Annotated in this window: 15 protein-coding genes; 8 read left to right on the top strand and 7 right to left on the bottom strand. The window is 54.3% G+C overall.

The genetic code is table 11. The annotated features are described in order from the left end of the window. Nucleotides 1-7: 7 nt before the first annotated feature. The 8 genes from AC2FNE_RS04485 (at nt 8) to AC2FNE_RS04520 (ending at nt 6478) form a co-directional block, all read left to right on the top strand. The gene (locus tag AC2FNE_RS04485) at nt 8-805 is read left to right on the top strand and encodes an ABC transporter ATP-binding protein (RefSeq protein WP_170608264.1); all 798 of its coding nucleotides are present in this window, start codon (nt 8-10) and stop codon (nt 803-805) included. Continuing rightward, the gene (locus tag AC2FNE_RS04490; RefSeq protein WP_496804861.1) at nt 805-1236 is read left to right on the top strand and encodes a GNAT family N-acetyltransferase; all 432 of its coding nucleotides are present in this window, start codon (nt 805-807) and stop codon (nt 1234-1236) included. The genes AC2FNE_RS04485 and AC2FNE_RS04490 overlap by 1 nt, the downstream gene beginning before the upstream one ends. After that, complete coding sequence (locus AC2FNE_RS04495; protein WP_496804862.1) at nt 1233-2150, top strand: ABC transporter permease; 918 nt, start codon at nt 1233-1235, stop codon at nt 2148-2150. The genes AC2FNE_RS04490 and AC2FNE_RS04495 overlap by 4 nt, the downstream gene beginning before the upstream one ends. Beyond that, nucleotides 2147-2998, top strand: a complete 852-nt coding sequence (locus tag AC2FNE_RS04500; RefSeq protein WP_170608258.1) for an ABC transporter permease — start codon at nt 2147-2149, stop codon at nt 2996-2998. Before AC2FNE_RS04495 ends, AC2FNE_RS04500 begins: the two co-directional genes overlap by 4 nt. 58 nt (nt 2999-3056) lie before the next feature. Beyond that, a complete protein-coding gene (locus tag AC2FNE_RS04505; protein ID WP_170475558.1) occupies nt 3057-4046 on the top strand; it encodes an ABC transporter substrate-binding protein in 990 nt (329 codons plus the stop codon). Between the two features lie 152 nt (nt 4047-4198). Then, the gene (locus tag AC2FNE_RS04510; protein WP_170608256.1) at nt 4199-4912 is read left to right on the top strand and encodes an ABC transporter permease; all 714 of its coding nucleotides are present in this window, start codon (nt 4199-4201) and stop codon (nt 4910-4912) included. Beyond that, on the top strand, nt 4905-5639 hold the full coding sequence (locus AC2FNE_RS04515; protein ID WP_170608255.1) for an ATP-binding cassette domain-containing protein: 735 nt from the start codon (nt 4905-4907) through the stop codon (nt 5637-5639). Before AC2FNE_RS04510 ends, AC2FNE_RS04515 begins: the two co-directional genes overlap by 8 nt. Nucleotides 5640-5662: 23 nt before the next feature. Beyond that, nucleotides 5663-6478: an ABC transporter substrate-binding protein gene (locus AC2FNE_RS04520; protein WP_170608253.1), complete on the top strand. Its 816-nt coding sequence runs from the start codon at nt 5663-5665 to the stop codon at nt 6476-6478. Between the two features lie 9 nt (nt 6479-6487). Here AC2FNE_RS04520 and AC2FNE_RS04525 read toward each other — a convergent pair whose 3' ends face one another. From AC2FNE_RS04525 to AC2FNE_RS04555, 7 genes are all read right to left on the bottom strand, one after another. Then, on the bottom strand, nt 6488-7360 hold the full coding sequence (locus tag AC2FNE_RS04525; protein ID WP_170475551.1) for a substrate-binding domain-containing protein: 873 nt from the start codon (nt 7358-7360) through the stop codon (nt 6488-6490). After that, nucleotides 7361-7486, bottom strand: a complete 126-nt coding sequence (locus tag AC2FNE_RS04530; RefSeq protein ID WP_302477855.1) for a hypothetical protein — start codon at nt 7484-7486, stop codon at nt 7361-7363. A gap of 13 nt (nt 7487-7499) precedes the next feature. Then, the gene (locus AC2FNE_RS04535; RefSeq protein ID WP_170475549.1) at nt 7500-8762 is read right to left on the bottom strand and encodes a c-type cytochrome; all 1263 of its coding nucleotides are present in this window, start codon (nt 8760-8762) and stop codon (nt 7500-7502) included. After that, on the bottom strand, nt 8763-9968 hold the full coding sequence (locus tag AC2FNE_RS04540; protein ID WP_170475548.1) for a formate dehydrogenase subunit gamma: 1206 nt from the start codon (nt 9966-9968) through the stop codon (nt 8763-8765). 71 nt (nt 9969-10039) lie between these two features. After that, entirely contained in the window at nt 10040-10633 is a 594-nt protein-coding gene (fdh3B, locus tag AC2FNE_RS04545; RefSeq protein ID WP_170475546.1) for a formate dehydrogenase FDH3 subunit beta, read from the bottom strand. A gap of 11 nt (nt 10634-10644) precedes the next feature. Continuing rightward, nucleotides 10645-13539 (bottom strand): formate dehydrogenase subunit alpha, encoded by a 2895-nt coding sequence (locus AC2FNE_RS04550; RefSeq protein ID WP_170608251.1) that lies wholly within the window; start codon nt 13537-13539, stop codon nt 10645-10647. A gap of 105 nt (nt 13540-13644) precedes the next feature. Continuing rightward, nucleotides 13645-13833, bottom strand: coding sequence for a twin-arginine translocation signal domain-containing protein (locus AC2FNE_RS04555; RefSeq protein WP_170475542.1), 189 nt, complete (start codon nt 13831-13833; stop codon nt 13645-13647). Between the last annotated feature and the right edge of the window lie 23 nt (nt 13834-13856).

Genomic DNA, 13856 nt, shown 5'->3' on the forward strand with positions numbered 1-13856 from the left:
CGGTGGAATGAATACTGAAAGCACTACCCAGCCTGTCGTCGAGGCAAGACAGCTGGATCTCACCTTTCAAACCAATGACGGGCCGGTTCACGCATTAAAAGATGTGAATCTGGAAATTAGCAAAGGTGAGTTCGTCAGCTTTATAGGGCCATCGGGTTGCGGGAAGACGACTTTTCTACGATGCATAGCCGCACTGGAAACACCAACCGGAGGCAATTTGACCGTCAACGGAATGTCGCCGGATCAAGCCAGACGAAACAGAGCGTACGGTTATGTGTTTCAAGCCGCCGGGTTGTATCCTTGGAGGACGATTGCCAAAAACGTAAAACTACCGCTTGAGATCATGGGCTATTCTAAAGCCGACCAAGATGAGCGTGTAGATAGGGTTCTGGAACTAGTTGACTTAAAAGGGTTTGGCGGCAAGTTCCCTTGGCAGCTGTCAGGCGGCATGCAGCAACGTGCCAGCATCGCGCGCGCGCTGGCGTTCGACGCGGACATCCTTTTAATGGACGAGCCTTTTGGTGCACTGGACGAAATTGTGCGCGATCATTTGAATGAGCAACTTTTGGCGCTGTGGGCACGGACAAAAAAGACCATTGGTTTCGTGACCCATTCGATCCCTGAGGCCGTTTATCTAAGCACCAAAATTGTGGTCATGAGTCCTCGCCCAGGGCGGATTACAGATGTTATTGAAAGCCCGCTTCCCAAAGAGCGCCCGCTGGATATCCGCGATACACAGGAATTCATCGATGTTGCCCATCGTGTTCGCGAAGGGTTGCGAGCTGGCCACGGAGATGAAGTCTGATGTCATCGGATGCCATCAGAAGGGCAGAGACAAAAGATGTGCGGGCTTGCGCGCATGTTATTGCAGTTTGGATGTCGCAAACTGACTGGATGCCCGAAGAATTGTCAGAAGACGAGTTGGAAGCGCTGATCCGCGAGGCGTTTCCTGCACGCGAGATTTGGGTCGCTGGAAATCCCGTGGATTGTTACATGTCCGTTGACCCAAAGGAACAAAAAGTCGGTGCACTGTATTGCCTGCGCACGGGGCAAGGTATCGGCAAACGTTTACTGGATCATGCAAAATCAGGGCGTGACTATCTTTGGCTCACAACTCACGAACCCAACAAGGCCGCGCAAAAATTCTATCGCCGTGAAGGATTCGAAGCGACAGGCATAGAACCGCCTACACCGCCCGAGACACTGCCAGTCATTCGGATGGAGTGGCGCGCATGAAACAGGTCGTTGCCATTCTGACAGTCATTGTTGTGATCGTTCTCGTTTGGTACGCCGCTTGCGTTCCGATGAATATCAAGGGTGTTCTGACCGAGCTGGAACGCGGGGGCGCAGAGGTGCAACCGCCCTCTGCCAGCGCGCGTCGGGACATGAGCGAGATTGGACTGGTATTGGACAACGGGTTTGCAATTCCGTCCACTTGGGCGCAGGGTAAACCGCGCCTTCCGTCTCCGCACCAAGTTTCAGCAGAACTATGGGACACGACGGTGGGGAAAAAGATCACTTCAAAACGCTCGCTTATTTATCACGGCTGGGTGACGCTCAGTGCAACGATGTTAGGTTTCGTAATTGGTACGGGCCTCGGCATTTTGCTGGCCGTTGGGATCGTTCACAGTCGCGTCATGGACCTTTCGGTTATGCCTTGGGCTATCGTCAGCCAAACAATACCGATCATCGCGCTGGCGCCGATGATCATCGTAGTTCTGTATTCGGTAGGCGTTCAGGGAATTATTCCCAAGGCTATCATTTCAGCCTACCTAAGCTTTTTCCCTGTTGTTGTCGGCATGGTCAAAGGCTTGCGTAGTCCGGATGCGATGCAACTTGATCTTCTGCGAACCTATAACGCAAGTCAGTCTCAAGGATTTTGGAAACTTCGTCTGCCTGCCTCGATGCCATACCTTTTTGCATCGCTCAAAATCGGCGTTGCGGCGTCTCTGGTCGGGGCCATCGTTGGCGAGTTGCCGACAGGGGCGGTCGCCGGTTTGGGGGCTCGTCTGTTGGCCGGCAGTTATTATGGCCAGACCGTGCAAATTTGGTCGGCGCTTTTTGCTGCAGCCGTATTGGCGGCCTGCCTGGTAGGTTTGTTGGGGCTAATTGAACGGACTGTTCTCCGGAAAATGGGGATGGCCCGATGACGCTGGTATTTCTTGCGCTGCTTGTTTGGATCTTTGGCTGGTGGCTAAACAATCGCCTGGCAAGTGGCCCGCAGGCGGACAGCCAAGTGGTTCGTTTTCTGGCGCCGTTGATATTCGGCTTGACCATTATTTTTGTGTGGGAGCTGTTAGTCCGGGGGCTAGAGGTGCCGTTGGTCATCCTGCCTGCTCCTTCCGTCATTGGGCTGAGATTTGTAAATAGCCTGCCCATTCTGTGGGAGGATTTTGTTCAGACAATCATCAAGGGCGCCTTGAGTGGTTACGTCATTGGATGCAGCGCGGCATTTCTGACGGCTATTGCGGTGGATCGGTGGGATTTTCTTCGTCTCGGTCTTTTACCGGTTGGAAATTTTGTGGCCGCCTTGCCGATTGTTGGGACCGCGCCCATACTGGTTATGTGGTTTGGATTCGATTGGCACTCGAAGTCCGCCGTGGTCGTGGTGATGGTTTTCTTCCCGATGCTTGTGAATACTGTAGCAGGACTGCGAGAGGCGACTGCGATGCAAAGGGATCTTATGGAGACGTATGCCGCATCCTACTGGCAAAGCTTTTTGAAATTACGTTTGCCTGCTGCGATGCCTTTCGTTTTCAATGGGTTGAAGATTTCGACGACACTGGCCCTTATCGGCGCTATTGTGGCGGAATTCTTTGGTTCGCCAACTCTTGGTATGGGTTTTCGGATTTCGACCAGCGTTGGGCAACTGTCGTTGGACATGGTCTGGGCCGAAATCGTCGTCGCGGCACTGGCCGGCACAGCGTTCTACGGGCTTGTCGCCGGTATCGAGAAAGCGGTTACGTTTTGGCACCCGTCGCAACGTGAAAAACAGTGAGAATAATTCAACAGACCCCGGTCAAGGGGCAACAAAAAAGCAACTAGGAGATATCAAAATGAAAATGCTACTTAGCGGAGCGGTTGCCGCCTTCGGTATGGCGGCCAGTATGGCTCTTGCAGCGGACGAGGTGACATTGCAATTGAAATGGGTCACGCAAGCGCAATTTGCTGGATACTACGTGGCTAAGGACAAGGGTTTCTACGAAGAAGAGGGGCTGGATGTTACGATCCTTCCCGGAGGCCCTGACATTGCGCCAACTCAAGTGATTGCAGGCGGAGGCGCGGATGTAACTGTCGAATGGATGCCTGCGGCCTTAGCTGCGCGGGAAAAAGGTCTACCGTTGGTTAACATCGCGCAGCCTTTCAAGAGTTCGGGCATGATGCTGACCTGCTGGAAAGACGCGGGTATTTCCTCACCTGAGGATCTGAAAAACCGTACTTTGGGCGTTTGGTTCTTTGGAAACGAGTTTCCGTTCATGAGTTGGATGAGCCAGCTTGGCATCGACACAGACGGAAAAAGCGAAAGCGGGGTTGAGGTTCTGAAGCAAGGCTTCAACGTCGACCCTCTTTTGCAGCGTCAGGCAGATTGCATCAGCACTATGACGTACAACGAGTACTGGCAAGTCATCGACGCGGGGGTAAACCCGGATGAACTGGTCACCTTCAAGTATGAAGATCAAGGCGTAGCAACGTTGGAAGACGGCCTTTATGTGCTGGAAGAAAACCTGGGCGATGCGGCATTTGTCGACAAAATGGAACGCTTTGTTCGCGCTTCGATGAAAGGCTGGAAATACGCTGAGGAAAACCCGGCTGAAGCCGCAGAAATTGTGCTGGAAAATGATGCGACCGGCGCACAGACTGAAGAGCACCAAAACCGTATGATGGGCGAAATCGCCAAACTGACGGCAGGCTCGAATGGAGCGTTGGACCCGGCCGATTTTGATCGCACAGTTGCGACTTTGTTGGCGGGTGGATCCGATCCGGTCATTACAAAACAACCAGAAGGCGCCTGGACGCATCAGATTACAGATGCAGCGCTAAATTAACCCCACGCACGTGAAGGTAACGAACGCGGCCTCTTTGAGGCCGCGTTTTTTTTGTGGTTACCGGTCGGCTAACCGCACTTGACGTCGGTTCGGCTTCATATTTCACTGTAATTCAGCGCAGATCATTCTGATTTTTGCGTTATGAGGAGAAAATGCAGGGATTTACATCAGAATTCAGTACGGCTTTGGCTTTGATCTTTCGGGGAGATGCAGAGCTTTGGTCAATTGTTCTGTTGTCTCTGGAAGTTTCAATTCTGGCGGTCTTGATTTCGGCTGTCATAGGAATGCCACTGGGTGCCGCGCTGGCTGTGGCAAGATTTCCTGGGCGTCGGGTCCTGATTATTCTGATGAATGCACTAATGGGGCTCCCTCCAGTTGTTGTCGGCCTTCTAGTCTATCTCATGCTGTCTCGTTCTGGGCCGCTTGGGGTTTTCGAACTGCTATATACGCCAACCGCGATGATTATCGCTCAGGTCGTGTTGGTTACACCAATCATCTCGGCTTTGACCCGGCAAGTAGTTGAAATGTTGGCCGAGGAATATGCCGAACAGCTTCGGTCGCTAGGCGTGTCGCGGCTGGCATCTGTGCCCGTTCTTTTGTGGGATGCACGATTGGCGTTGGTGACGGCCTTGTTAGCAGGTTTCGGGCGGGCGATCGCCGAAGTCGGTGCGGTCATTATTGTGGGTGGAAATATCAACCATGTAACCCGGGTGATGACAACAACCATCGCGCTTGAAACCTCTAAAGGCAATCTGGCGTTGGCTTTGGCGCTAGGGGCGATCTTGATAGGAATAGCAGTCGCGGTTAACGCAATGGTCAGCACACTGACATTGCGGGCTGAACAAGAAGGCCTGCGCCATGCGTGACCTCATGATTGAAGAAACAGCCGGTTTGAAAGTAAGCGGTGTTCATATCACCCGAAAAGGCTCGGTCCTTTTGGATGTGCCTCAACTAAGTCTGAATGGCCCGGGTCCTACTTTGATTTTAGGGCCGAACGGCGCAGGAAAAAGCCTCCTGTTGCGTTGTCTACACGGACTTATTTCGCCAGACTGTGGGCGGGTCACACAAGGTGGCGTCCCTTTGAATGCGGTTCACAAGTCACAACAGGCAATGGTGTTCCAGCAACCAGTTCTCCTAAGGCGGTCTGTTGCAGGGAACCTGGATTTTGCGCTCAAACGAGTGGGTTTGGCGCGCGCCGAACGTAAGAAGAAAATCGCGGATCTGCTGGCTGAAGGCGGATTGTCTGAGAAAGCGCGGCAATCCGCCAGATATCTTTCTGGGGGTGAGGCGCAGCGTTTGGCAGTATTGCGCGCACTTGCTCTTTCCCCAAAGACATTGTTTCTCGACGAACCGACCAGCTCATTGGACCCAGGCGCGACGCAAGCAATAGAACGGATGATCCTTAGTGCTTCGTCCCAGGGGGTGCGCATCGTGATGGTAACGCACGATATTGGTCAGGCTCGGCGGTTAGCTTCGGATGTGGTTATGATGCAGGGCGGTTATGTGGTGGAACACGGCGCTGCGAAACAGGTATTAGACTCTCCTGCAAGCGAGGCCTCGCGCCGTTATTTGGCAGGCAGGCTCGTCACATAAGTTGGATTTCACGGAGATTGGCGATGATCCTAAATCTGATCCGGGCCAATGTGCTTTTGTTTGGCCTGTCAGCACTGTCTGTTGCAGCGGAAGAACCTTTTATCGTGGTTCAATCCACCACATCTACCCAGAATTCTGGGCTGTTTGACCATATTCTTCCGGGTTTCGAGGCTGAAACTGGCATCGATGTTCGTGTGGTCGCCGTTGGAACGGGGCAGGCGATCAGGAATGCAATCAATGGGGACGGGGATGTTTTATTGGTGCATTCAAAACCTGCAGAGGAACAGTTCGTGTCAGACGGATGGGGCGTGGAACGTTTTGACGTGATGTACAACGACTTTGTTCTTGTGGGCCCAAAATCTGATCCGGCCGCAGTTAAAGGGGGCGATGATATCGTTGCTGCATTGACCGCGATCGCGGAGACCGAGTCTACCTTTGCCTCACGTGGCGATGATAGTGGAACCCACAAAGCAGAGTTGCGTCTTTGGCAACCAATCGGGATTGATCTGACCGACGTGTCGGGAACATGGTACCGGGAAACTGGTTCCGGCATGGGGGCGACATTGAACGTGGCGAGCGGCATGAATGCTTACACGTTGACCGATCGTGCAACCTGGCAAACTTTCGGAAACCGAGGGAATCTTGAGGTTTTGATCGAAGGGGATCCTCGAATGTTCAATCAATACGGAGTCATCTTGGTGAACCCGGAGAAACACCCTGGCGTTCGATCAGCCGCAGGGCAACGGTTCATCGAATGGTTGACTGGGCCAGATGGACAGTCTGCGATAGGCTCATACACGCAGGACGGCGTACAGCTATTTTTCCCAAACGCAAATTAAATTTCTGATTTAGCCACTGGCGCCGTTGTGGTGGATGCGACCCAGGCCTGAAAGGTCATAGCTACCCAACTCATCGGCGCGCTGAATGAAACGTGGGCCGTTCAAAAAACCGATCAGAGTCTGCATAGGGGGATCAAAAAAGGCGCGCCTCCATATGGCAAGATCTAATCGTTCATTGTGAGTGGGATGAAAATTAAGCCCCAAAAATCCGGCCAGTGCGCCCAGCCCGAACCCGACTTCTGCCTTGCCATCCCGCAGTGCGATGGCCAGTTCCTCTTCGGTGCGGGCACAATCAGGCAGGGTATTTAGATCGGCTCTGGTCAATCCATGTTCTTCCAATTGGGCGTCGAACAATCGTTGGCTGGCCGCGCTATCCTGACGCAAAATAACACGTCGGCCTTTCAAGTCAGAAAATCCGGAAATGTCGGAAATGTCTGGCGCCGACAACAATCCACGTTGACGCTGTGCAACTTCGTAAAGAACGACGGGCGCTTCGCCAACAGTGTCCTTAAGGGATTTCACGTTGAATCCGTTATCTTCATGAATATGCAATACAGTGGCTTGCGCGCTTCGGTCGCTTAGCCTGCGCAACCCATCAAACGAGCCGTCATAATAGGTGGCCAAGCCTGATCCGCTTTCGCGTAACGCCCAGTCTAGCAGGGGATCGTGGCTGCCTGCGACGATTGGTGGCAAGGGCGGTTCAGCGACCTGCGGCCCAGTTCGAGATGAATTCAGCCAAACGACAATTTCATCCTTGGGAAATAATAGCTTTCCCATGGCCCGAACACAGGGCACTTCGCCTGATGACGCAAGATCATAGGCTTTACGCTCGCCAATGCGCAACAAATCGGCCAGTTCACGTGTGGTCAGGTATTGTGACATTCAGTCAAGTCGAACGGCTGACCCGGACCCCGCGTCGGCGGCGCTGAACCCGATCTGATCCAGCGCGTAAGGAGCAGCAATAGTAATCAGAACCATAACAACAACGGCGCTTAGAAAAGCTTTCATGGTCTCCTCCGGCTCAGTTTTCGTCCGCCGTAGCGACGCGCAAAAATTCGATCAGATCAAGGCGATCCTGTTCGCCAGTGATACGTTGCATCGGCATCTTGGACCCAGGAATGTAGTGATCGGGGCCCTCGTCGAAAAGAGCGTTTATTGTCTCATCATTCCAAATGATATCAGAGTCTTGCAATGTATCCGAGTACAAATATCCGGGAATAGTTCCCGCCTTGCGCCCAAATATTTTATGCAGCGTCGGACCAGCGCGCCTTTGGCTGTTAGTTGTAAGGCTATGGCATATCGAGCATTTGCGGGCGAATTGGCGCTCTCCGTTTTCCATTTCCTCGGGCTTTTTCAAGAAGCTCGGTTCAACGGTGGCCATCCGTTCCTGTTCTGACAGTGTTGCGACAGGCCAACTGTACATAGCTTCATCAATCCCACCTGCGTGGATGTTTTGGCCGTCGGAAGAAAAGGCTAATGCCCAGACCGGGCCACGCAAAGTTGCGCGAAAATCCTGAGCGATACGCCAATTGACTGTATTGATCAGCATTATGTATCCCTCGCCGTCGCCGACAGCCAATCTGGTTCGGTCAGGGCTAAGGGCAAGGGCAAGAATTGGGCGGCGGCCTAGCGTATAGTCACGTTCTTGTCTCGTCGTCAGATCAAGGATGCGCGTGACCCCATCTACTGCGCCATAAGCGATCCAATTATCCTGAGCATTAAGAACTAGTTTGTTGATTCCAAATCCATGTTCAATCAGGCGATCAACTTCCTGCCCAGTGGTCAAGTCCCATAGACGCAGTGAACCATCAACCCCGGCCGAATACAGATGTGATCCGTCTGGCGTAAATTCCACGTCACTGACACCGCTTCCAGTGGGCCCCAGCACAGAAGGGGTCGAACCGTCGACAGGCCACAACCCGATCGTTCCATCCCAACTGGCTGTTGCGACATGGGTTTTTGAGATCGCTAAGCCCACAATTTTGCCCTTGTGCTGGCCGATAACCTCACCGCCGGGCCATTGGCGCAAGGTGAAGTCGTCTCCTGCAGAATAGATTGTTGATCCGTTGAAGATGACAGAATTAACTGCGGCCTCATGGCCTTCCAACCATTCCGGTGACTGCTGAGTCCACAACCCCACGGAGTTGTCAAAACTGGCAGTGGCGATACGTCCATCCGGGGCGGTAGCAATTCCCATTATGGGCCCACCATGGCCTTTTAGCGTAAAAAACTCTGCCTCTGCACGCAGAGGCAAGAGCGCCAGCGCAATGATTAAAACTCTCATTTATTCAGCAGGTGAGGCCGTGGCTTTCCCAGCCTCCTTTTCCTGGACTTCTTCCAGCCACAGCGAGTGATGTTCACGCGCCCATTGCTCTTCGACCTCGCCCGTTCCCATGGCGTCAAATGCGCCCTCCATTCCGACAGAACCCAGATAAATGTGGGCGAGGATGATTGCGATGAACGCATAGGCGACCATGACGTGCCAGACTTGCGCGTATTGCATCTCTTCCTGGGGCGACATCTGAACAGGCAAGTCCAGTCCCATGAGTTGCGGGATACCAGTCGAATTCGCAATCGAAAACGTCTTGGCGAACAACGGCATCTCGAACGGGAAGAGCAGGGACAAACCAGACAGGCTGATAGAGACACCCAACAAGATGCACAGCCAGAAAATTATCTTTTGTCCGGCGTTGAATTTCTTGGCGGGAGGATGGCTGCCTTTGGTAAACAATCCGCCGCCTGCAGCCAGCCATTTCAGATCAACGCGATTGGGAATGTTATGCGCAATCCAATTGACTGTAATAATCACAAGACCCAGCATAAATGCCCAAGCCAGATTGTTGTGTAGCCACTTGCAACCCTGCGCTATTGTGGCAAATCCTTCTTTGCCAAAAAGCGGAATTAGAAAATCACGACCGTACAGCGTCAGCAGCCCGGTAATACCCAATACGAGGAAAGATCCGGCGAATAGCCAGTGCCCAAAACGTTCAAAGCCATTAAACCTGGTGACCGTCCGGCCTGTTTTTTCGCCGTCAATTTTAATGCGGCCTCGTAGCACGAAAAACAGTAACAGCACGATCAGCATCCCACCTATTATGTAGTTGCCGTAGTCGCGCAGGGGACCGGTGCGGAAATTCAGCCACCACATTCCGCCATCCTGAATCAATACGCTTGCTGCAGGTCCCTTGGACGAAACTGTGACGTCAGCCGAACCGTAACGTAAAGCGCGGAAAACGTCGCTGTCTGACGCCACGCCTCGGGTACCCAGCTGCCCTAATAGGCCTTCTGCGTTACCTTGACCTGTGTTTCCCGATCTATAACTGTTGTCGATCTTCTCGCCACGCTGCCGAGCCAGAATGTCCTCAAGCGTCGTGGCGCCTCCAGTGGCGGTTCTGTCAGTTGTTGCTGGGGCCTCGGCCTCGCCTGATTGTGCCATGGCCGTATTGACCATAACGAATGACAGCAGCAGTGCGATGAATAAACGGAACATCTGAACCTCAGTCAAAATTCCAAGCAGATGACCCGCTTTGGCGGGTCATCTGACAACATTAGGACGGAACCTTATCCGTCTTTCTGGTCGTATGCGGTACCCCAACCCCAGGCGCCCGAGCCGAAACCGCGCGCCACAACGCGTTCGCGGTAAACTGCCGACACCACGTCGCCGTCACCGGCGAGCAGGGCTTTGGTAGAACACATTTCGGCGCAGATAGGCAGCTTGCCTTCGGCAATCCGATTACGACCATATTTGGCGAACTCTGCGGTCGAGTGCGTTTCCTCGGGTCCACCGGCGCAGAAGGTACATTTGTCCATCTTGCCGCGCGATCCGAAGTTGCCCGCTTGTGGGAATTGCGGTGCGCCGAACGGGCACGCATAGAAGCAATAACCGCAACCAATGCACAAGTCCTTCGAGTGCAGAACGACTCCTTCTTCGTTTTGATAGAAGCAGTCGACTGGGCAAACCGCCATACACGGAGCGTCCGAGCAATGCATGCAGGCCACCGATATCGAGCGTTCACCCGGGTTACCGTCATTGATCGTCACCACCCTGCGGCGGTTAATGCCCCACGGCACCTCGTGTTCGTTCTTACACGCGGTTACGCAGGCGTTGCACTCGATGCAGCGTTCAGCGTCGCAGAGAAACTTTGCTCTAGCCATTATCGTCCTCCTTACGCTGCCCAGATTTTGCAGAGAGTCGCTTTGGTCTCTTGCATCTGGGTCACTGAATCATAGCCATAGGTCTGAGCGGTGTTTGTCGCTTCGCCCAGCACATAGGGATCGGCGCCTTTGGGGTATTTGTCCCGAAGGTCCTCGCCCTGGAAATGGCCGCCAAAGTGGAATGGCATAAAGGCTACGCCGGCACCGACCCTGTTGGTCAGCATCGCCATAACTTTGACTTTACCGCCCTCAGGACCTTCGACCCAGACCTGTGCTCCGTCACGAATACCAAGGTTGTTGGCATCGCGAGGGTTGATCTCGACGAACATGTCCTGCTGAAGCTCAGCCAGCCAAGGGTTCGACCGTGTCTCATCACCGCCGCCCTCATACTCGACCAATCGACCCGACGTCAGGATTATTGGGTAATCCTTTGAAAAGTCGTTCTTTTGGATCGAAGCGTAGAGGGTAGGTAGGCGATAAGCCTGACGGTCCTCGTAGGTCGGATAGTCATCCACCAGATCGCGCCGGTTCGTGTAAAGCGGTTCGCGATGCAGTGGGATCGGATCCGGGAAGGTCCACACGACCGCGCGGGCTTTGGCGTTCCCGAAGGGCGCACAGCCGTGTTCGATCGCAACCCTCTGGATACCGCCCGAAAGGTCTGTCTTCCAGTTGGTTTTCGGACCGGCCACAGCGTCGATTGCTGCGCGTTCCTCGTCCGTCAGATCACCGTCCCAACCAAGATCCATCAGCATCTGCATCGTGAATTCTGGATAACCATCCTGAATTTCCGATCCGACACTGTAGACCCCTTCGGCCAGCAGGTTGTCGCCATCGCGTTCCACGCCGAAACGGGCACGGAAAGTCAGGCCACCTTCGGCAACCGGTTTGGACATGTCGTAAAGGTTAGGTGTTCCCGGGTGACCCATCTCGGCTGTACCCCAGCAGGGCCAAGGCATACCGTAGTAATCACCGTCGTTTGGACCGCCCACTGCCTGCAGCGTTGTTCTGTCGAACGTGTGCTGATTGGCCATGTGGCTTTTGATCCGCTCAGGAGACTGACCAGTGTAGCCGATAGTCCAGAGGCCCGAGTTGAACTCACGTGTAATGCTTTCAACATTCGGGGTTTCAGGGTCTTCCATTTCGATATTGCGGAAGAACCGATCCGCCCAGCCGAACTTGTTCGCGAACTTGGCCATAATGACCTCATCCGGTAGACTTTCGAACAGCGGATCAACCACTTTGTCACGCCACTGCAGGGAACGGTTCGAGGCCGTGACCGAGCCACGGGTTTCGAACTGCGTGCAAGCGGGCAACAAATAAACACCGTCAGTGCGGTCATGCATAACGGCGGATACTGTGGGATACGGGTCGATCACGACCAGCATGTCCAATTTCTCCATCGCCGTCTTCATTTCCGGACCGCGGGTCTGTGAGTTGGGCGCGTGGCCCCACAGGACCATTGCACGGACGTTGTTGTCTTGGTCCATGTTTGCAGGATCTTCCAGAACGCCGTCGATCCATCGGGAGACAGGGATGCCGCGTTCATTCTGAAGCGACTTGTCCTTGCCTTCCTTATCTTTGATCGTTGCGAACTGACCTGCCAGCCACTCTGGTTCTTCACCCCAAACCCGGGCCCAATGACCCCAGGCACCTGCGGACAGGCCGTAGTAGCCGGGCAGGGTGTGGGACAATACGCCTAGGTCTGTCGCGCCTTGCACATTGTCATGGCCGCGGAAGATGTTTGTACCACCACCAGCAGTGCCCATGTTGCCCAAGGCGAGCTGAAGTACGCAGTAGGCACGAGTGTTGTTGTTGCCGTTGGTGTGCTGCGTACCTCCCATGCACCAGATCACGGTACCGGGACGATTGTTGGCCATAGTGCGCGCAACGCGCTTGAGCTGCGATCCGGGTGTGCCGGTAACACGCTCGACCTCGTCCGGGTTCCACTTGGCGACTTCTTCTTTGATCTGGTCCATTCCCCAGACACGGGTACGGATGAACTCTTTGTCTTCCCAGCCGTTATCGAAGATGTGCCACAGGATGCCCCAGATAAGCGCAACGTCTGTTCCGGGACGGAAACGGACATATTCATCCGCATGCGCCGCGGTGCGCGTAAAGCGTGGATCGCAGACGATCAGCGGGGCGTTATTCTGCTCTTTCGCGCGCAGAACATGCAACAGCGAGACGGGGTGCGCCTCGGCAGGGTTGCCGCCAATGATAAAGATGGCACGGGAGTTATGGATGTCGTTATACGAATTGGTCATGGCGCCATAGCCCCATGTATTCGCAACACCCGCAACCGTGGTTGAGTGGCAAATTCTGGCCTGATGGTCCACGTTGTTGGTGCCCCAGTAGGCAGCAAATTTGCGGAACAGATAGGCCTGTTCATTGTTGTGCTTCGCAGAACCCAGCCAATAGACACTATCGGGGCCAGATTCTTCGCGGATGCTCATCATGCCGTCGCCGATCTCGTTGATCGCCTCTTCCCAGCTAATGCGCTTCCATTCGCCGCCTTCCTTTTTCATCGGGTATTTCAGGCGGCGCTCGCCATGGGCGTGTTCACGTACCGCTGCACCTTTGGCACAGTGGGCGCCCAGATTGAACGGGCTGTCCCAACCGGGCTCCTGGCCGATCCATACGCCGTTCTGCACTTCGGCAATCACCGTGCATCCGACTGAACAATGAGTGCAAACGGATTTCACATTTTCAACGGCTTGGTTGGCCGCTGTTTGGGCACTGGCTGGCGTCACGGTTCCACCCGTGGCGCTGATCGCGGCAAGACCGCCAATCGTCAGGCCCGACCCGCGCAGGAACGCGCGGCGATCGACGGTTTTTTCGCCGATCTGGGACAGGATACTTGTCCGCTGGGGGCGTCTCGCAACCCCGTTGGTCTTTTTCCTAAGCATTTCTTTCCTCCCTTGCTGGCCATGTAACCCATGGCTGGCTTGGTACTGCTGAAACCGACGTCAGGGCCAATCGCAACCTTCAGTCGGGTGTGAAGGCGTCCGATTCTAAAACCGGGTGCTTTCTATGTATGCGCGTGTGTGCGCTGTATCCTGCATCCGGGTTTCGTCCGTCGGCAACTCTGATGCCTCGGCTTTCCCGCTCAGGCTGGCGGCGGCGACTGCAGCAGGCGCTGCGGTTCCGGCCAGTTTGAGGAAGTTGCGGCGCGTTGCGCCTTCTTCCTTGGTCTTGCTCATGGTCTCCTCCTGTCCCAATTGCG

The sequence above is a fragment of the Ruegeria sp. YKSD179 genome, assembly GCF_059612885.1.